At 33.9% G+C, this 20,313-nt stretch carries 14 protein-coding genes; 4 read left to right on the top strand and 10 right to left on the bottom strand.

Annotation, left to right across the window (positions count from 1 at the left end; genetic code table 11):
* Positions 1 to 27: 27 nt before the first annotated feature.
* Both BD847_RS02465 and BD847_RS02470 read left to right on the top strand, forming a co-directional pair.
* The gene (locus tag BD847_RS02465; protein ID WP_115886673.1) at positions 28 to 672 is read left to right on the top strand and encodes a DUF47 domain-containing protein; all 645 of its coding nucleotides are present in this window, start codon (positions 28 to 30) and stop codon (positions 670 to 672) included.
* Positions 673 to 702: 30 nt separating this feature from the next.
* Complete coding sequence (locus BD847_RS02470) at positions 703 to 2,037, top strand: inorganic phosphate transporter (protein WP_115886674.1); 1,335 nt, start codon at positions 703 to 705, stop codon at positions 2,035 to 2,037.
* A gap of 98 nt (positions 2,038 to 2,135) precedes the next feature.
* Here the strand turns inward: BD847_RS02470 and BD847_RS02475 are convergent, their stop codons facing one another.
* From BD847_RS02475 to BD847_RS02485, 3 genes are all read right to left on the bottom strand, one after another.
* Positions 2,136 to 2,663 carry a DUF421 domain-containing protein gene (locus BD847_RS02475; protein WP_115886675.1) on the bottom strand — a complete coding sequence of 176 codons (528 nt, stop codon included), beginning with the start codon at positions 2,661 to 2,663 and terminating at the stop codon, positions 2,136 to 2,138.
* A 101-nt stretch (positions 2,664 to 2,764) separates the two neighbouring features.
* A complete protein-coding gene (gene rimK, locus BD847_RS02480) occupies positions 2,765 to 4,132 on the bottom strand; it encodes a 30S ribosomal protein S6--L-glutamate ligase (protein WP_115886676.1) in 1,368 nt (455 codons plus the stop codon).
* A 140-nt stretch (positions 4,133 to 4,272) separates the two neighbouring features.
* The gene (locus BD847_RS02485) at positions 4,273 to 6,819 is read right to left on the bottom strand and encodes an ATP-dependent Clp protease ATP-binding subunit (RefSeq protein ID WP_115886677.1); all 2,547 of its coding nucleotides are present in this window, start codon (positions 6,817 to 6,819) and stop codon (positions 4,273 to 4,275) included.
* A gap of 258 nt (positions 6,820 to 7,077) precedes the next feature.
* Between BD847_RS02485 and gyrA the strand changes: the two genes are divergently transcribed.
* Together gyrA and BD847_RS02495 are read left to right on the top strand one after the other, a co-directional pair.
* The gene (gyrA, locus tag BD847_RS02490) at positions 7,078 to 9,720 is read left to right on the top strand and encodes a DNA gyrase subunit A (RefSeq protein ID WP_115886678.1); all 2,643 of its coding nucleotides are present in this window, start codon (positions 7,078 to 7,080) and stop codon (positions 9,718 to 9,720) included.
* 44 nt (positions 9,721 to 9,764) lie between these two features.
* On the top strand, positions 9,765 to 11,033 hold the full coding sequence (locus BD847_RS02495; protein WP_115886679.1) for a tetratricopeptide repeat protein: 1,269 nt from the start codon (positions 9,765 to 9,767) through the stop codon (positions 11,031 to 11,033).
* Positions 11,034 to 11,103: 70 nt separating this feature from the next.
* On the opposite strand, the gene BD847_RS02500 is transcribed toward BD847_RS02495, so the two are convergent.
* The 7 genes from BD847_RS02500 to BD847_RS02530 form a co-directional block, all read right to left on the bottom strand.
* On the bottom strand, positions 11,104 to 11,523 hold the full coding sequence (locus BD847_RS02500) for an OsmC family protein (RefSeq protein WP_115886680.1): 420 nt from the start codon (positions 11,521 to 11,523) through the stop codon (positions 11,104 to 11,106).
* Between the two features lie 178 nt (positions 11,524 to 11,701).
* Positions 11,702 to 13,687: a DUF349 domain-containing protein gene (locus tag BD847_RS02505; RefSeq protein WP_115886681.1), complete on the bottom strand. Its 1,986-nt coding sequence runs from the start codon at positions 13,685 to 13,687 to the stop codon at positions 11,702 to 11,704.
* Between the two features lie 236 nt (positions 13,688 to 13,923).
* Positions 13,924 to 14,676 carry a lipid A phosphoethanolamine transferase gene (locus BD847_RS02510; protein WP_115886682.1) on the bottom strand — a complete coding sequence of 251 codons (753 nt, stop codon included), beginning with the start codon at positions 14,674 to 14,676 and terminating at the stop codon, positions 13,924 to 13,926.
* 55 nt (positions 14,677 to 14,731) lie between these two features.
* On the bottom strand, positions 14,732 to 15,481 hold the full coding sequence (locus tag BD847_RS02515; RefSeq protein ID WP_115887328.1) for a shikimate dehydrogenase family protein: 750 nt from the start codon (positions 15,479 to 15,481) through the stop codon (positions 14,732 to 14,734).
* 2 nt (positions 15,482 to 15,483) lie between these two features.
* A complete protein-coding gene (locus tag BD847_RS02520; RefSeq protein WP_115886683.1) occupies positions 15,484 to 16,878 on the bottom strand; it encodes a tetratricopeptide repeat protein in 1,395 nt (464 codons plus the stop codon).
* A gap of 220 nt (positions 16,879 to 17,098) precedes the next feature.
* Positions 17,099 to 18,289, bottom strand: coding sequence for an aspartate aminotransferase family protein (locus BD847_RS02525; protein WP_115886684.1), 1,191 nt, complete (start codon positions 18,287 to 18,289; stop codon positions 17,099 to 17,101).
* A gap of 109 nt (positions 18,290 to 18,398) precedes the next feature.
* Positions 18,399 to 20,060: an OstA-like protein gene (locus tag BD847_RS02530; protein WP_244201549.1), complete on the bottom strand. Its 1,662-nt coding sequence runs from the start codon at positions 20,058 to 20,060 to the stop codon at positions 18,399 to 18,401.
* Positions 20,061 to 20,313: the final 253 nt, after the last annotated feature.

The following is a 20,313-nucleotide window of genomic DNA, read 5'->3' on the forward strand; positions in this document are numbered from 1 at the left end:
TAATTTTGCGCTATCAAAAATATAAAAATGTCAATAAACAGTATTTTCCAATTTTTAGTGCCGAAAGACAAGAAATTCTTTCCACTTTTTGAAGAGGCTTCAAGCAATTTAATTGAATTAGCTTCTAACTTACACGAAGCTGTAAATCTTCCATTGAAAGAAAGAGAAATTCTTTTTCAAAAGATTGACGAATTAGAGCAAAAAGGAGAAGACATTACACGTCAGACTAACCTTGAGTTAAGCAGAAACTTTATTACTCCGTTTGACAGAGAAGATATTCATACCTTAATTACTTCAATTGATAACGTTGCTGATTATCTTCATGGTGCGGCAAGTCGTATGAGATTGTATCAGGTTGATAAGATTACAAAATCGATCAGAAAAATGACAGAAATCAATCTTGAAGCTTGTCAAAATATTGATAGTGCAGTAAAAGAGTTGAGAAACTTGCAGAATTTTAAGATCATTAAAGATGCTTGTTCTAGAATTAATAAACTAGAAAACAAATCTGATAACGTATATAACAAAGCAGTTTTTGAAATTTTTGAAAACGAAACAGACGCTAAAAATATCATTAAGTATAAAGAAGTGTTATCTGTTTTAGAATCAGCAACAGACAAATGTAAGAGTGTTGCAAACATACTAGAATCTATTTCTGTAAAACATTCTTAATTCAATTTTTCATTCTGAAGTTATAATTTTATGACGCTACTTATATTAATTATAGTATTAGCTTTAATTTTTGATTACATCAATGGTTTTCATGATGCAGCAAATGCTATAGCGACTGTTGTTGCAACAAAGGTTTTAACACCTTTTCAGGCGGTTGTCTGGGCAGCATTTTTTAACTTTTTGGCTTATTGGGTTTTTGGATTTGGTGTTGCGGATACTGTTGCAAAAACAGCGCACACAATGGAAATAAACCTTGTTGTTATCCTGGCCGGAGTAATAGCGGCAATCTGCTGGAATTTATTGACTTGGTGGTTAGGAATTCCGTCAAGTTCTTCACATACATTAATTGGAGGTTTTGCCGGAGCAGCTGTGGCACATGCTATTGCAGTTCATGGTTTCTCAGGTTATGTTGGAGAAGATGGAGCAACTCATTATTGGTATGAAATTGTAAGCTGGTATAAGGCAGGAAAAGATGGTGCAATGCCTTCCGGAGTTCTTATTATTATTGCTTTTATTGTTTTAGCACCTTTATTAGGAGCTTTAGCATCTTACCTAATTTCGATTTGGTTGTTAAATGCTTCTAGAAAAAGTATTGGTCCTAAAATTTTTACAGTGCTTTTAATGATTGCTACTGTGTGGTTTGTTTATTCTCAAATGGTTCCATACTCTGAAATAGAAAAGCCAAGATTTGATTCTCATTTCTGGAGTGTTGCTTTTGAAGCGCATAACATTAAATGGTTTTTAGTTGCTTTTATTATCTTAACGGTTAGTGCGTTTTGTTTAATATTCAGTAGTTTAAATCTTCACCAAGCTGATGCTGCTTTGAAAAAAATGCAATTATTATCTTCTGCGGCTTTTAGTTTAGGTCACGGAGGTAATGATTCTCAAAAAGTAATGGGTATTATTGCAGCTGCGGTTGCAGTATATATCAATACAAATCCTGGTGTTCATATGGATGCCTGGTTGGATGTAGTTTTACCAAATGATGATGCAGGTATTAAAGGTGTAATGCCGAGCTGGATTCCTTTAGCGTGTTATTCTGCAATTGCTGCAGGAACTTTAAGTGGTGGATGGAAAATTGTGAAAACAATGGGTTCTAAAATCACAAAAGTAAGTTCATTTGAAGGTGTTGCTGCTGAAACAGCTGGAGCTTTAACGCTTTACTTTACAGAACACTTGAAAATTCCGGTAAGTACAACGCATACCATTACAGGATCAATCATTGGAGTTGGATTAACAAAACGTGTTTCTGCAGTTCGTTGGGGAGTTACGGTAAGTTTAATCTGGGCATGGATCTTGACTATTCCAATTTCAGCTTTATTGGCAGGTTTGGTTTATTTTTTACTGAGCGTATTTATTTCGTAAAATGATTAATGTAAAATGTGAGATTTAAATCGCATTTTGTAAACATATTTAAAAAACCGATTTCAAACTGAAATCGGTTTTTTTTGTTTGTTTTTATATTAAAACTTTTGAAGGTTTTTATGGTTATGTTTTCGCTTGTAATGTGTTTGTTTAAGATGTTTCTGATCTTTCTGATCTTTCGAAATTACACTAATAGTTCCGTCGATTTCAAGCATAGCAAGTTTAATGTCTGTTAGGTGCTCTAAGCCGTGTTCGCGCGCTGCTTCTTTTAATTCTTCATGCGAAATATCTAGCCTGCTTAAAGTGTTAAAATCCAATACACCATTATGAATTAATATTTCAGGTTTATCAAGTATTAAATCACCTAGAGTTTTGAATCTTTTTGTGAGTTTTTTGATTGCAAAGTTTATGGCAAACAAAACTAAAGCCGCAACTAAACCTCCAATAAGACTAGTGTCAGGTCCGACCATTGCATTTTGAACCGAGTTACTGATTAGTAAGATTAGAATAATGTCGGCAGTGTTTAATTGTGAAAGTTCTTTTTTGCCAAAGACGCGAAGAGCAATCGTCATAAAGAAATAGACGGCAACACTTCGTATTATAATATCTAAATAGGGGAAAACCATATTTTTTTATTTTAAAGTTAAATAAAAAAGCTTTGACAAAGTTTAAAACTTTATCAAAGCTGCTAAATTATTTAGATGTGATTAAGTTTAAATGAACTTAATTATAGTTTAAAATTCTTTTCAATAGCTTTAATCATTTCTCCGGCAACATCTTTATTTGTTGCGCCTTCGATTCCTTCAAGACCTGGAGAAGAGTTTACTTCAAGCAATAATGGACCTTTAGAAGAACGAATAATGTCCACGCCAGCTACTTTTAAATCCATTGCTTTTGCGGCTTTAATAGCGATCTTTTTTTCTTCTGCAGTAACTTTGATTACGGATGCTGTTCCGCCAAGGTGGATATTAGCTCTAAACTCACCCGGCATAGCTTCACGCTGAATTGCGGCAACGACTTTTCCGTCAATTACAAAACAGCGAATGTCTTTTCCGTTTGCTTCTTTAATAAATTCTTGAACTAAGATATTGGCATTTAAACTTTTGAAAGCATTAATAACACTTTCGGCAGCTTTTTTGGTTTCGGCCAAAACAACCCCTTTTCCTTGTGTTCCTTCTAATAATTTCACAATTAGCGGTGAACCGCCTACCATTTTAATTAAGTTGTCTGTATCAAGCGGAGAATTAGCAAATCCAGTTGTTGGAATATCAATACCACTATTCAAAAGTAATTGCAATGAGTATAATTTATCACGCGATTGTGTTATGGCTGTCGCCGAATTTAAAACGAAAACTTTCAAAGCCTCAAACTGACGAGTCAAAGCACAACCGTAAAAAGTAATGCTCGGTCGGATTCTCGGAATAATAGCGTCAAACTGATTTAAGATTTTTCCGCCTCTATAGTGGATTTCCGGAGTTTTGGCATCCAGCTTCATATAACATTCTTTGATGTTCAAAAAATGCATTTCATGACCGCGCATTTCGCCAGCTTCCATAATTCTTTTATTACTGTATAATTCCGGATTACTAGCCAAAAGACCAATTCTTAAACCAGAACTTGCTTTCTCTGAGTTTTTGTATAATTCTTTAAGCGATTCGGGAGTTGGCTGACCTAAAAGATATTTTTCTTCAGGATCTACCAAAACGCGTCCGCTCATGGCTTCACGTCCTAAAAGCATTCTGAAACCCATTGAGTCACGATTGGTTAAGGTCATTTCAATTGGCCATTTTGTATCGCCTATTTTTAAACTTGTTTGGATTACGTAACGGTGTTCTCTAAATCCGCTTGAGCTTTTTACAATCCTTTTGTCGACAAGCGGTGCTTCGCAATGAATTATGGTTTTGATATTATTCTGAATCGGATTAATATCAAATTTTACCCAATTGGCATCATTTTTTATAAAAGGAGCTATGTTTAAAGCGTGCATCGCCGAAGTTTTGGCACCAGAATCTACACGAGCCTTGATTGTAGGGATTCCAAGTTCTGGAAATGAGCACCATTCTTCGCTACCTAAAATGACCTTGTTTTGAAGCATATTTTGTTTTTTATTATAGAATTTAAATTCAAAAATAGCTATTTGCTTTTATTAAAGATAGTGATTTTTAATAAAAAAAATACCCGTTATGTTATGAAAACGTAACGGGCATGTTATTAGTGTTATAAATTTTGACTAATTTATTGATTAGTCGGTTCTTCAGCTTTATGAATTTCTACTGATAGTTCTTGCGAATCATCTTTTAGGTCCATCATGATTTCGTCGCCTGAATGTATTTTCGAAGTAATAATTTCTTCTGCCAATAAATCTTCAACGTATTTCTGAATGGCTCTTTTTAATGGTCTCGCACCAAACTGTTTGTCAAAACCTTTTTCTGCAATAAACGCTTTTGCTTTATCAGTTAAGCTTAGTTTGTAGCCTAACTCAGCAATACGAGAATAAAGTTTTTTCAATTCGATTTCGATAATCAAATCAATATCGGCTTTTTCTAAAGCATTAAATACAATTACATCGTCAATTCGGTTTAAGAACTCAGGAGCAAAAGTTTTTTTCAATGCATTTTCGATGATGCTTTTCGAGTTTTCATCAGCTTGAGCTGTTCTTGCAGCTGTACCAAAACCAACACCTTGTCCGAAATCTTTCAACTGACGTGCACCAACATTAGATGTCATGATAATAATAGTGTTTTTGAAATCGATTTTACGACCTAAACTATCTGTTAAATATCCATCATCTAAAACCTGAAGCATCATATTAAACACATCTGGATGTGCTTTTTCGATCTCATCTAAAAGTACAACACAATATGGTTTTCTACGAACTTTCTCTGTTAATTGACCGCCTTCTTCGTAACCAACGTATCCCGGAGGCGCTCCAACTAGACGAGAGATTGCAAATTTTTCCATGTACTCGCTCATGTCGATACGAACTAACGCATCTTCAGAATCAAATAGTTCTTTTGCTAAAACTTTAGCTAATTGTGTTTTACCAACTCCAGTTTGACCTAAGAAAATAAACGAACCAATTGGTTTGTTAGGATCTTTAAGTCCGGCTCTGTTACGTTGAATAGAACGTGCAATTTTTAAAACAGCTTCATTTTGACCAATTACTTTGTTTTGAATCAATTCAGGTAATTTGGCTAACTTGTTGCTTTCAGTTTGTGCAATTCGGTTTACAGGAATTCCAGTCATCATAGAAACAACATCGGCTACATTATCTTCAGTAACTTCAATTCTGTTGTTTTTAGAATCTTCTTCCCATTGTTCCTGAGCTAAAGCAAGATCTTTTTCGATACGTTTTTCATCATCGCGAAGTTTGGCTGCTTCTTCATATTTTTGTTTTTTAACAACCATATTTTTCATTTCGCGAACTTCTTCCAACTGACGTTCCAAATCCAAAATTTGTTTCGGAACATCAATGTTTGTGATGTGTACGCGAGAACCAGCTTCGTCCATAGCGTCAATCGCTTTGTCTGGTAAGAAACGCTCAGACATATATCTGTTTGTTAGCTTAACACAAGCTTCGATTGCTTCTTGAGTATATGTTACGTTATGGTGATCTTCGTATTTGTCTTTTACGTTGTTCAAAATAGCAATAGTTTCTTCAACAGAAGTTGGCTCAACAATTACTTTTTGGAAACGTCTTTCTAGTGCACCATCTTTTTCAATATATTGTCTGTACTCATCAAGAGTAGTAGCACCAATACATTGAATTTCGCCTCTTGCTAAAGCAGGTTTGAACATGTTTGAAGCATCAAGTGAACCAGTTGCTCCTCCGGCGCCTACAATAGTGTGAATTTCATCAATGAAAAGAATGATATCGTCGTTTTTCTCCAGCTCGTTCATTACAGCTTTCATTCTTTCTTCAAATTGTCCTCTGTATTTAGTTCCGGCAACTAAGCTTGCTAGATCCAATGTCACAACACGTTTGTTGAAAAGAATACGAGATACTTTCTTTTGGATGATACGTAAAGCCAGTCCTTCTGCAATAGCAGATTTACCAACTCCAGGCTCTCCAATAAGAAGCGGGTTGTTCTTTTTTCTTCGGCTTAAAATTTGCGAAACACGTTCAATTTCTTTTTCGCGTCCTACAACAGGATCTAGTTTTCCTTCTTCAGCCATTTCTGTTAAATCTCTCCCAAAATTATCTAAAACCGGAGTTTTCGACTTTTTGTTTGACTTATTGGCTGGATTATTAAAACTGCTTTCCTTTAGACTGTCATCTTGTCCTGAATCGTCATTATACGATTCGTTTCTTGGCAAGTTTTCTAAGAATTCTTCTTCGTTTGGAGTCATATTTAAGTATTGTTCTTTAGCTATGTCATAATCTATTTTTAGTTTATTCAATAGCTTGGTTGTTGGATCGTTTTCGTTTCGTAAGATGCATAAAAGCAGGTGTGCTGTGCTAATCGATGAACTTTGAAATACTTTTGCTTCCAGAAAAGTGGTCTTCAGGGCTCTTTCTGCCTGTCGGGTAAGATGAAGATTTTTCTTTTCGGCATTTACTTCAACGCTGTGATTGGCTGGACTCAGTATTTCTACTTTCCTGCGTAAATGATCTAAATCGACTGCTAGGTTATTAAGTATATGAATAGCTTTTCCGTTACCATCTCTTAAAATGCCCAGCATTAGATGTTCAGTACCAATAAAGTCGTGTCCTAAACGAAGGGCTTCTTCTTTACTGTATGTAATAACATCTTTTACTCTTGGTGAAAAATTATCATCCATAATATATAATTGGTATTGTAAATTTAGTGAATTACAGTTTGAAAAACAAAAACCGTACCTATCGCGAACAGCTGTCAGCTAATTGACAAAAAAAATAACAATAAAACCGTTAAAAAACGCTTAATTTATTAACTAAAAGCGAAAATAAAGTTGTTAATAAATCATTGAAATAAGTGTAAGGAAATAGCTGAAAAAATTTCAAAAAAACGTATCTTGGCACGCTTTGAAACTAATATAATTATTTAAACATAACAACTTATGTCTGAAGGAGAAAAGTTAATTCCTATTAACATTGAGGATGAAATGAAATCAGCTTACATCGATTATTCGATGTCAGTAATCGTATCGAGAGCACTTCCGGATGTTAGAGATGGCTTGAAACCAGTGCATCGAAGAGTTCTTTACGGAATGTATGATTTAGGTGTAACTTCTAGATCTGCCCACAAAAAATCTGCGAGAATTGTAGGGGAGGTTCTGGGTAAGTATCACCCGCACGGAGATACTTCTGTTTATGACGCAATGGTTCGTATGGCTCAGGAATGGAGTATGCGATATTTATTAGTTGATGGCCAGGGTAACTTTGGATCTGTCGATGGTGACAGCCCGGCAGCAATGCGTTATACAGAGGCTAGAATGCGTAAGATTTCTGAGGACATTATGGCTGATATCGAAAAAGAAACGGTTGATTTTCAATTAAACTTTGACGATACTTTATACGAGCCAAAAGTAATGCCAACCAGAGTTCCTACTTTGTTAGTAAACGGAGCAACCGGTATTGCGGTTGGTATGGCGACAAATATGCCTCCACATAATTTAACTGAAGTTATCAACGGTACATTAGCATACCTTGATAATAACGATATTGAAATAGATGAATTAATTACGCATGTTAAAGCTCCGGATTTCCCAACAGGAGGTGTAATTTATGGATACGAAGGTGTTCGTGAAGCATTCAAAACAGGAAGAGGACGTATTGTAATGCGTGCTAAAGTTGGTTTTGAAGAAGTTGATGGAAGAGAATGTATCATTGTTACTGAAATTCCATATCAGGTTAACAAAGCCGAAATGATCAAACGTACGGCTGATTTGGTTAACGATAAAAAAATTGAAGGTATTGCCAATATTCGTGACGAATCGGATAGAACTGGTATGCGTATCGTTTATATTTTAAAACGTGATGCTACTCCAAACGTAGTTTTAAATACCTTATATAAATATACTCAGTTACAATCTTCTTTCAGTGTAAATAATATTGCATTGGTTAAAGGACGTCCTCAATTATTGAATCTAAAAGATATGATTCATTACTTTATTGAGCACCGTCACGATGTTGTAGTGAGAAGAACACAATTTGAATTACGCAAAGCGGAAGAAAGAGCACATATCTTAGAAGGTCTGATTATTGCTTCTGACAATATTGATGAAGTTATTGCGTTAATTAGAGGTTCTAAAAACACAGATGAAGCAAGAGAAAAATTAATCGAAAGATTTAAGTTGTCTGACATACAAGCTCGTGCGATTGTTGAAATGCGTTTACGTCAGTTAACAGGACTGGAGCAGGATAAATTAAGAGCTGAGTTTGAAGAATTAATGAAATTAATTGAGCATTTGAAAGCTTTATTAGCAGACGTTAATTTAAGAACAGATTTAATTAAAGAAGAATTAATTGAAATTCGCGATAAATACGGTGACGCTCGTCGTTCTCAAATTGAGTATTCTGGTGGTGATGTAAGTATCGAAGATTTAATTGCCGATGAAAATGTAGTAATTACTATTTCTCATGCAGGTTATATCAAACGTACAAACCTAACAGAATATAAAACTCAAAATAGAGGAGGAGTTGGTCAGAAAAGTGCTGGAACAAGAGATCAGGATTTCCTTGAGCATATGTTCGTTGCAACCAATCACCAGTACATGATGTTCTTTACGCAAAAAGGAAAATGTTTCTGGATGCGTGTTTACGAAATTCCGGAAGGAAGTAAAACAGCAAAAGGTAGAGCAATTCAGAATCTTGTTAATATTGAAAGCGATGACAAAGTAAAAGCTTTCATTTGTACGCAAGACTTAAAAGATAAAGATTATATCAATAGTCATAATCTTGTAATGGTAACCAAACAAGGTCAGGTTAAGAAAACTTCTTTAGAGAAATATTCTAAACCTCGTGTAAATGGTGTTGCCGCTATTACAATTAAAGAAGGAGACGAATTAATGGGAGCGCAATTAACCAACGGTGAAAGTCAGATTATTTTGGCTGTGAAGTCTGGTAAATTGGTTCGTTTTGAAGAAACCAAAACACGTCCGATGGGAAGAACAGCTTCTGGAGTTCGTGGAATTACTTTAAAAGACGACACTGATGAAGTAATTGGTATGGTTACTGTTGATAAAAACGACATTAATGATTCTCAAATTTTAGTTGTAACTGAAAATGGATACGGAAAACGTACCAAATTAGTAGACGAGGATGGAGAAGATGTTTACAGAATTACAAACCGTGGAGGTAAAGGTGTTAAAACACTTAATATCACTGAAAAAACGGGTAAATTAATCTCGATAAATGCTGTAACTGATTCTGATGATTTGATGATTATCAATAAATCAGGATTGACAATTAGAATGGCTATCGAGGATTTACGTGTTATGGGACGTGCTACTCAGGGTGTTAGATTGATTAACCTGAAAGGGAAAGATTCTATCGCTGCTGTTACAACAGTAATGAAAGATGAGGCTGAAGAAGTTGTTGTCGATGAAGACGGAAACGTTGTTGAATCGGTTATAGAAAGAGTTAAGCCAGATCTTGATGAAGTTCTTGAAGATGATGGAACACCGGATGACGACGAGGATGATACTGAAGAAGAAGTAGAAGACGAAGATGATTCTGAAGAAGAAGAATCTGAAGAATAAATAATTAAGAAGAAAATTAAAATTAAATACACAAATTGAATATTATGAAAAGTAAATATGTAATATTGGCATCAGCATTATTGATTTCACTAGCTACTTTTGCTCAGAAAGATCAGATTAAAAGTGCTGAAAAAGCTTTAAAAAGTGGAGATGCTCAAGGAGCAGTTTCAATCTTAAACGACGCAGAGAACATGATAGCAAATGCTAAAGATGTTGAGCAGGCGCAGTTTTATTTTGTAAAAGGGAATAGTTATTTAGAATTGGCTAATAAAAAGGTAGATGAAAGTAAAAACTTATCTTTAGCTGCTGACAGTTACAAAAAATTAATTGAAATTGAAAAAGCATCTGGAAAACAAAAGTATTCTACTCAGGCGGCTACTTCAATTACTGATATTAAAGGAAAATTGATCAATTCAGCTATTGAAGATACTCAGGCTAACAAAAACTCTGAAGGAGCTAAAAAGTTATATGATGCTTATTTGTTAGATAAAAATGATACAATTAATTTATACTATGCAGCTTCAACTGCTGTAAATGCACAAGATTTTGATACTGCATTGCCAATGTATGAAGAATTGAAAAAAATCAATTATTCAGGAAAAGGAACAAGCTACACTGCAGTAAACAAAGCTACAAAGAATGAAGATGGCTTCAATAGTGCAAAAGAAAGAGATTTAGCTGTAAAATTAGGTACTCACGAAAAGCCTAAAACTGAGGCTATTCCATCAAAAAGAGGAGAGATTTACAAAAATCTAGCTTTAATTTTGGTTCAAAAAGGAAAAATTGAAGAAGCTAAAAAAGCTATCTCTGATGCAAGAAAAACAAATCCAGATGATTCTTCTTTACTTTTAACAGAAGCTAACTTATATCTTGAGACTAAAGATTATGATACTTACAAAAAATTAGTTGGTGAAGCTTTACAAAAAGAGCCAAACAATGCTGATTTAGTATTTAATTTAGGTGTTTTAAGTGCAAATGCTGGTAATAATGCAGATGCTGAAAAGTATTATTTAAGAGCAATTGAAGTTAATCCTAACTATACAAATGCTTACCTTAACCTTGCTGCATTGAAATTAGAAGCTGAAAAGCCAATTATCGATGAGATGAATAAATTGGGTACTTCTGCTAAAGATATGAAGCGTTATGATGTTTTAAAAGCACAAAGAGAAGGTGTTTTCAAAAGTGTTATTCCTTACCTTAAAAAAGCAAATGAGTTAGATCCTAAGAATGAAAGTGTATCTAAAACTTTGTTAGGAGTTTACAGCGCGTTAGAAATGACTGCTGAAGCTAAAGCTTTAAAAGCAACAATGTAATAGATTGTTATAGAATATAAAAAAAAACCATTCACATCGTGAATGGTTTTTTTTATGTCTTACTATTAGATTAATTTTCTAAAACAGCATTTAATGTAATGGTTGTGTTTAGAAGTTTTGATATTGGACATATTTCTTTAGCCTTGGCAGCAGTTGCAGCAAATTCGTCTGCAGAAATCGAAGGAACTTTTCCTTTTAGTTCCAGATGTATTAATGTAATTGTTCCATCTTCAAACGTTACTGTAGCTTCTGTAGTTAAATCATCCGCAGTAAAACCTCCTTCGTTTAATAAAAAACTTAATTGCATCGTAAAGCAGCCAGAATGTGCTGCTGCAACAAGTTCTTCTGGATTTGTTCCAACACCGTCAGCAAATCTGGTTTTAAATGATAATTGTGCATTGTCAAGAGTTGTGCTCTGAGTGCTTATAGTTCCTTTTCCCTCCATGCCGGTTCCTTTCCAATTTGCATGAGCTTTTCTGGTAAATTTCATATTTATAGTTTTAAGGATTAATATAGTTTTTAATGGTTTGATTATCAGTTGTAAAAAGTGAATATCAAATATAATCAATATTTTGTGGTCTCGTTTTATTAATTTGTTATCTCTCAGTGAAATGCAAAAAAAAAGGTGCAATTTTAATTGCACCTTGATTATTTGTAAAGATCTAAATCTATTCCTGATTTAAATTTCTTAATTGTTTTAGTTTGTCTTTCCATACTTCGAGACTTTCTTTATGGATAGCAATGTTTTTACGCACTTCTAGAACAATTGAATTTTCTTTTTTAGCGTTTTTTGTATTGGCAAAAAACTGAATATTATTTTCAAGTTGAAATATTTCGTTTTGAACTTCTTCAATTTTACGCATTAGGAAAATCTTTTCGTTGTCTAATTTACGAGTATCATTGCTGTCAGATAAAGAATCGATTCGGTTAGAAAAACGCATCATTTCAGTTTCTTTCTTGCTCAAGCTTAGTTTTTCAAAAAGAGCATCAAGGATTTTATTGAATTTGCCTTCAATATGACGTCTTGAAAAAGGTACTTTTCCGTAACCTTTCCAGATTTCGATGTGTTTTTTTATAGCATCCAAATCCGTTTTATGATCACCAGTTAGTTGGTAAGCTCTTAAAATATCTAAATATGCTTTTTTATTATCGAAAGCGTTGATTTCATCAACATTTTCTTCTGATTTGTGTTCTTTTAATTTGTCGAAATAATGGTTGCAGGCATCTTTAAATTCTTTCCAGATTTTATCAGAATATTTTTTAGGCACATGACCAATTTGTTTCCATTCTTCCTGAATTTGTTTCATCACAGGTGTTGTTGAACCGAAATCAGTGCTTTCCTGAAGTTCTTTAGCCTTTGCAACCAAAGCCATTTTTTTGTTCAAATTGTCGTTTTGATCTTTTTTAATGTCTTTGTAAAATGAATTTTTAAAAGCATTAAAATTTCTAACTGCCGTTTTGAAAGCAGCCCAGGTTTCTTCGTTTACTTCTGCTGGTACTTTTCCGGCTGCGAAAAACTCATTTCTAAGACCTTCAACTTTCTGAATTTGAACAAGCCATTGTGAGTGAGAGTTAACTTTTTCTGTTCCTAAAACTTCAATTTTAGCAATGATTGCTTTTTTTGCTTCAAGATTTTGTTGTTCGTTGGCTCTTTGGCTTTCGAATAAAACTTCTCTTTTATCATGAATTTTTTTAGTCAGTTCACTAAACTTATTCCAGATCGTATCGCGGTGTTCTTTAGAAACAGGTCCGATATCTTCTTTCCAGATACGGTGCAAGTCCTGTAATTCACGGAAAGCTTTGCTAATATCTGTTTCGTTTAATAACTCTTCAACTCTTGCAATTATTTTTTGCTTTTGGTCTAAATTGTATTTAAAATCCAAATCTCTTGCTTCACGATCCAGATGTAAATAATCGTAGAAATTTTCAACATGAAAATGATAGTTATTCCAAACATGATTGTATTTGTCTTTAGGAATAGCTCCGGCATTTTTCCATCTTTCTCTTAAATCATTAAAATGCTTAAGTGTGTCTTTTATGTTTTCCTGAGGGTTTATTAGTTCTTTTAGTTCTTCAACTATGGCAAGTCTGTTCTCAAGATTTGTTTTTAAATTTGATTGTAAATGCTTAAAGTGAGCATTTCTTTTTTCTCTAAAAACATTATAATATTCGTCAAATTTTGATTTTAAAGGAGAATGGTATTCAAATTCCTCGTTTGGATCTTGTTTAGAAGCGTTGAATTCTTCTTTTTTCTCTTCAATTAAATGATTGTATTGTAGTAAAAATGATTTTTTGATTTCTTCAATATGATCCTTAACAGACATTACCTTGTCTATTTGAATTAGTTTTTTTAATTCATCGACAAGAGCATCTAGTGCAAAGGTGTCATAATCCTTCATAGGAATATCATGGCGCTCTTTTAGCGTTTCATCTTCACTTTCTTCAGCATTAGAATTTGTGATAGCATCAAGTGCAGTCTGGTGATTGTTTTCTTCGCTTTCAGTGGTGTTTTGAGCCTCTTTTTCAGAAACTTCATTTTCAACTGTACTGCCAGAATTCAATGTTTCAATTGCATCTTCCTGAGTAGAATCCGTAATTTCGATTCCTAATTTTCCGTCTGCTTCCTGCAGGTTATCATTCTTTTCTTCTAACATTGTAAATGTATAAGGTTTTTACTTTAACAGTGCGAAAGATAGTAAAGGTGTTTCTAAATACAAAATAAATCGTTTGTTTATACGCTATTTTACTATGAATTAACTGTTAATTGATATGATATAATAGATTGATATGTTAATTTTTGCTCATTATTTTGAAATACGGTTAGATGCTTTTTTAGTGCTTCAACTGTAATTTAAATAAAAACGATAAAAAACAGAATTACGAATTTGGTTTAAAACAAAACTAGTAAACCAACTTCGACACCAAAATTATATGATTTTTCGCCTCCAAAGGCAACGCTGGGGTGTACGTAAACCAAATTTGTTGGAGTAATTTTTCGACCGAATTCCATAAAAGCATTATTCTGAAAGCCGTCAAGAAAATAATTATATCTAAAAGCAACATCTGTCGCAAGCCAATTTTTTCCAAAGAACCACAAAAGATTATTTTCAAAAAGAGTAACGCTTACATCATTTCTATTGCTTGATCCTGCAAAGCTTTGAGAATGTTCAACAGTAGAAATCCATAAAAATTGTTTTTGCTTGAAATATTTTGCGAAAATAAAGGCAGGAATAACGACCCATTTTCCGCTTCCAAAACTAGGATCTACAGCCGAATTTGAGACAACACGGGTTCTTAGGCCAATTCCGTCGTTTTTTTTGAAATAGGGAATATAACTAATTCCTGCGGCAATATCTCCGAGTCCGGTTTGGTTGATGGAATTTGAGTTGGTTGAAATTAAAGGAAGATCAAATCTCAAATTCCATGCTTTATTGCCTATCGGCTGTAAAACGCGCAAATTAGTGGTGTTAAACGAGCCATTATCTGTATCCAAATATTCATTGTACAATAAGATAGTCTGAAGAAAATAATGGTAGCGGGGCTCCGAAAAGGGACTATCGACCCTACTAATATCTTCATCTTGTGCTTTTGCAGTAGAGGAAATAAGAAATAAAATGCTGAAATAAAGTAAAAGTTTTTTCATAACAGTCTATTAATGAGTAGACTAATTTACGAAAATTACTTTAACATTTTATTTTTTATTTGTTCCAGATTTTCCATGCTTTTTCTGCCTGAAAAATTAGCATATCATAACCATTTTTAATTACGGCACCTCTTTCTTTTGCATTTTTAAGAAATTGTGTTTCTGCCGGATTATAAATTAAGTCATAAGCAATATGTCTGTCGGTAAAAAACTCGTAAGGAAGATCAGGGCAGGCCTCAATATTTGGACTTGTACCAACAGGAGTGCAATTGATAATAATTTGAAAATTATCAAATGTTGTCGCGTTGATTAGATTGTAGTCAATAATATTTTCCTTTGCTTCTCTGGAAACAAATGTATAGGGAATGTCTAATTCTTCTAGCGCATAAGCAACTCCCTTTGAAGCGCCTCCTGTTCCCAGAATGAGTGCTTTTTTGTGATGTGGCTCTAATAACGGTTTTAAAGATTTTTTAAAGCCGTAATAATCGGTATTGTAGCCTTTTAATTTTCCGTTTTTGGTAAATTTAATAGTGTTTACAGCACCAATTAATTGTGCTTTTCTTGAAAGTTTATCTAAATACGGAATGACTTGCTCTTTGTATGGAATGGTAACATTTAAGCCTTTCAAATCCGGATTGTTTTTAATTAATCCGGTCAGGTGATCGATTTCTGAAATGTCAAAATTTTCGTAGCTGTTGCCGGCAAAAACTTCATCACTAAATTTTTCTGTAAAATACCCTTTTGAAAATGAGTAACTAATATTGCGGCCCAATAAGCCAAAACGTCTTTTTAGAATACCAATCATTATTATTTTCTGTGTTTTTCGATATAATTTTTTACCATTTTTTTTGTCCATACTACCGGAAATAAGTCTTCGATTAATATGTAATTATCGAAGTTTAGGCGTAAGGCATTGCTTAAATGAAATTTAGCTTTCGTATTGTCCTGAATCATAAAGTATAAACCGGCAAGACGATATTCGATTTCGTTTTCTTCCGGAAAGTACTCTGAAGCCTGTAACAAGGTTTGGATAGCACTTTCAAATTCTCCTAAAAATTGAAGAATATCAACCCAGTATAACCAGGTGTCTAAAGCGTAATCACCAAATTCCACAGCTTTTCTATATCCAAATTCAGCTTCTTCAAAAAAGTTCATTTGTTTGTTTATGGTCGCATATCGCTTCCAGTACAAACGATTTTGATTGTCGATTGCTAAAGCTTTGTTGACAAAAAATAAGGCTTTTTGGAAGTTTTTTTGACGAACATGAAAATCTGTAATAGCAATCCATCCCTTGTCCAACAAAGGATCTTCATGTACAGTCTGATTGTAATATTGAAGCGCTTTTATCGAATTCCCAAGTTTTTCATAACATTTTCCAATTCGCAGCAATGCATAAGAAGTTGCGTCGTCTAGTTCTATCGTACGATTATAGCTTTCAATTGCTTCATTGTATTTTTTAAGACGTTCGTATGATTTCGCCTTTTCCATAAATGCCCCCAAAAATTCATCGTCTATTAAGGTTGCATAATCAAAAGCACGAATCGCATTTTCGTATTCTTTTACTCCATAATGCAGGCGTCCAAGCTGGTGCCACGCAATTTCGCTGTAAGGATTTTTGTTGATGTAATCGTTAAGATACACAATGGCTTCCTGGTTTTGATCTAAAAATTCAAAACAATAAACAACATTGTATAATGCAGACTGATCTTCTAAATCTTCTTCAAGACATTTAATAAAACTGTCTTTTGCCATCTCAAGGTTATCCATAAAAAGATACTCCATTCCAATAAGATTATACACGTCTGCGTAGTCGTCAGTATACTGCAACGCAATTTTAAGCAGCTCTACCGCTTTTTCGTGTTGGTCTCTTTTAGAACAGATATTGGCTTTCTGGATGTAAATTTCCTCGTTGTTAGGTTCAATTGCATACAACTCATTTAAAAGCTTCTCAGCAATTTCGAGTTTGTCATCGTAAACCAGCATTTCTACTTGTACTAATTTTAAGCCTGTAGATTTTGGGTGCTGATCTAATGCAAGTTTTAAGGCCTTTTTTGCTAAATTAGCCTTACCTATATCCAAATAATGAAGAATAATTTCTTCGAATTCTTCAGAATCAAAAAAGAGTACTTTGTTAGTTTTTAACATTGACTCAAATTTGGATAGGGATAGGTTATAATCTTCTTCTTCGTTGCTTAATTGCATACTTTGTTTTATTTGAAATTAGCCTGTTATAAAATTAGGCAACCATATTATTGATGTGGGGAAGGAAAATTAATTGTTGTGAACAATTTAATTAACAATATGGACAGAATCAAGGTTCTGTTTTTAATCATAATCTTCTGATATTTAAAAGATTATTTGGTTGTTATTCTATTAATTTTCGAAACTGAAAACGCGATTAGAAATCAGTTTCATTTTTAGCTTATTTGCCTTTTTTCAGTATTTCATCCATAACGCTTAAAATTATGGAACAGCCTTCTTTAATTTCTTCTTCGGAAATTGTTAATGGCGGTGTGATTCTTATGGCGCATCCTTCGAAAAGTAACCAAAACAAAATCAGTCCTTTATCCTGGCAATTCAAAATAACTTCATTTGTTATTTCTGCATTTTCGGTCATCGCGGCAAGCATTAATCCCTTTCCTCTAACTTCCTTTATCAAAGGATGTACCAAAAGTGATCTGAAGAGTTTTTCCTTCTCTAGCGCTTCTTGCATTAAATTAGTCTCAGTTAATTCTTGCAAAGTGGCTAAACAGGCTGACGCAATGACAGGGTGACCTCCAAAAGTGGTGATATGCCCTAGTTTTGGATTTTCTGTTAAAAGATCCATTTTCTCTGCTGAAGCAGTAAAGGCACCAACCGGCATTCCGCCTCCCATGCCTTTTCCCATTACAACAATATCAGGAACAACGTCGTAATTCTGAAAACCAAAAAGTTTTCCGGTTCTTCCGAATCCGGGTTGAATTTCATCGACAATCATTAAAGCTCCAACTTCATCACAGCGTTTACGGACTTTTTGCAGAAAATTATTTTCAGGCTGAATAAATCCTGCGCCTCCTTGTATTGTTTCTAAAAGAATTGCAGCGGTTCTTGTAGTTATTTTTTCTAAATCGTCTTCGTTATTGAATGTAATAAAATCAACATCCGGAAGCAAAGGACGAAAAGCTTGTTTGCGTTCCTCAAATCCCATAACGCTCATTGATCCCATGGTATTTCCATGATAAGCATTGTGACAAGAAATCAATTGACTGCGTCCTGTAGTTCTTTTTGCTAGTTTTAAAGCGCCTTCAATTGCTTCTGTGCCTGAATTGACTAAATAGGTTTTATTTAAAGATTCGGGCAGGAGCGAAGCCATTAATTTGCAATATTGTACAGCCGGACTTTGTGAATATTCTCCGTAAACCATTACGTGCGAATATTTGTCTAATTGGTCTTTAATTGCCTGATTCACTCTCGGATGCTGATGCCCAAGAGTACAAGCGGAAACACCTGCAACAAAATCTAAGTATTTTTTATCGTTTGTATCGTATATGTAAGATCCAATGGCATGCGAAACCTCCATTCCTAATGGATAAGGAGACGTTTGTGCCTGGTATTTTATAAAATCTGGATTCATTTTTTAAGGTACTAAGTTGCTTAGAAGTTAAGATTCTGAGTTTAGTCTCATTTTTCAGTCGCAGTTTTCAGTTTCAAACTTAACTGAAAACTATGACTGCGACTGAAAACTATTTTTTCTTAGGTGTTATTGCAGGTTTTGCAGCAGGTTTTTTCTTGTCGTAATTCAAAGTTTCTTTCCTTACTTTCATTGGAACATCTTTGTCTTTGGCTTCCTGATCTTTTCCTTCCTGAATTAATTTTTCGTTCATTTCATTGTCTTCGGGTGAAAAAATATCATCTTTCGATTTTATTCTTTCATCGCCACGCCAGACCAAACCTCTTAATTTTCGGGCATTTTCTGGTAATTCGGCTTCTGGGAATAAATCTCCGTCAACGTTATTAAAAAGCGTAATCGATTCAATAGCGTTATTCTCCAAAATCAAATTGATTTTACTGCTTACACTTTTATCGATTCCCACAAGTTCGTTTTGGTCATTTCGACTGTAATAAATTACCTCGGTATTTTTGATTATATCAACATCATGCAGTTTTCCGTCTCGGAATTTCCCAAATAAATTTAGTCCTTTAACTTGGTTAAAACCGGTTCCCAACGTATCCCGAGAGACCAGAAAAGTATTATTCAGAACTTTTAAAGAATCTAATTTTTTGGTATTATTATCACCGATCAAATGCATTACGTCTCCTGTAATCTGGTTTTCGCCATTCCATAAAATGGGATGTCCAATTAGTTTTGTCAATGCTGTTTTTGAATTTGAATGTATAGAATCGCATTTTCCGCTCATATCAACTTTAAAAAAGCGGACATTATTGTAAGCTCTTAAAATACGTTCGCCTTCTTTTCCGGTTACCATTAATTTTTTTCCGTGAATGTAAACCGAATCTTTTTCAACCAAATTGATAGCAACGGCCCTTTTGGTTACAAACATGGAATCTTTCAGCTTGTATAATTCGGCGTAATGCCCTTTTACGATGCCTTTATTAATTGAATCCGTAATTTTTACATTTCGTGTTGCCGATGCAAATTCGATATTTCGATTATAGTACAAACTATCTCCTTCGATGCGCCTATCATCGTATTTAATGTAAGATTTCCGAAGAAAATGCGCGAGATTTTTCTTGGTGTCATAAAACCCTTTCTCGGTATAAATATAATTGGCTTTACTTGTAATTGTTGATGGTCCGAGCAAGTAAGTATGTCCGGAATTACTGTAATAATCTAAATGATTTGATTTTATAACGTATTTCGGATTTGTGATAGTGACTTCTGTCAGAAACTGGAATTTTTTCTGTTCGACGTAATATCGTCCTGATTTGCTGACCAAAGTATTGTCTTTATTGACGATTGTTCCTTTGGTGTTGTAAAAAACTTCCTGAACATTTCGGTCAAAATTGATAGTGTCAGTTTGCAAAGTTGCATCAGGCGATGTCATAACGGCATTTCCTGTTGCAAAAGCTTTTTTCATATTTCCGTTGTATTCGGCATATTTACTGTTTAAGAATAAAGTATCGCCTTGAACTAATTGTACATTTCCAAAAGCTTTAAGGTAGTTTTCTTTCTGAAAATAATAAGCTTTATTGCAAGTAAGTACAACGCCATCATGATTTACTTTTACATTTCCGGTAAGTAAGACTGCATCAGGTGCCGTAGCTTGATCAACATCTAAAAAATCAGAATGTTCAATGTTAATTTTTTTGGGTGCCTGTGCAAAAGCAAATTGTACGCTTAGCAAAAGCAAACAAAGTGATATGAAAAAGAGTGATTTCTTCAACTTATTAAATTTTTGTCAAATTTATGAAAAAGGATAGAACCTCATATTGTTATTAGGATTAATTTATAATTCAAAAGTTGCTGTTTCTTAATGTATGTTTTAAATTTAGATTTTATCAACAAAATCACCAACTCTTACGTTGTAGTAAAGTATTTTTTGCTGATTTATAATTAATTTTAAGAGAGACTTATTTGAACTTTAAAAATTAGACTAAATTTAGAAAATGGTTTCGAATGTCTAATTCATTCGAAAG

Origin of the sequence: Flavobacterium cutihirudinis, from assembly GCF_003385895.1 — a bacterium.
GTDB lineage: Bacteria > Bacteroidota > Bacteroidia > Flavobacteriales > Flavobacteriaceae > Flavobacterium > Flavobacterium cutihirudinis.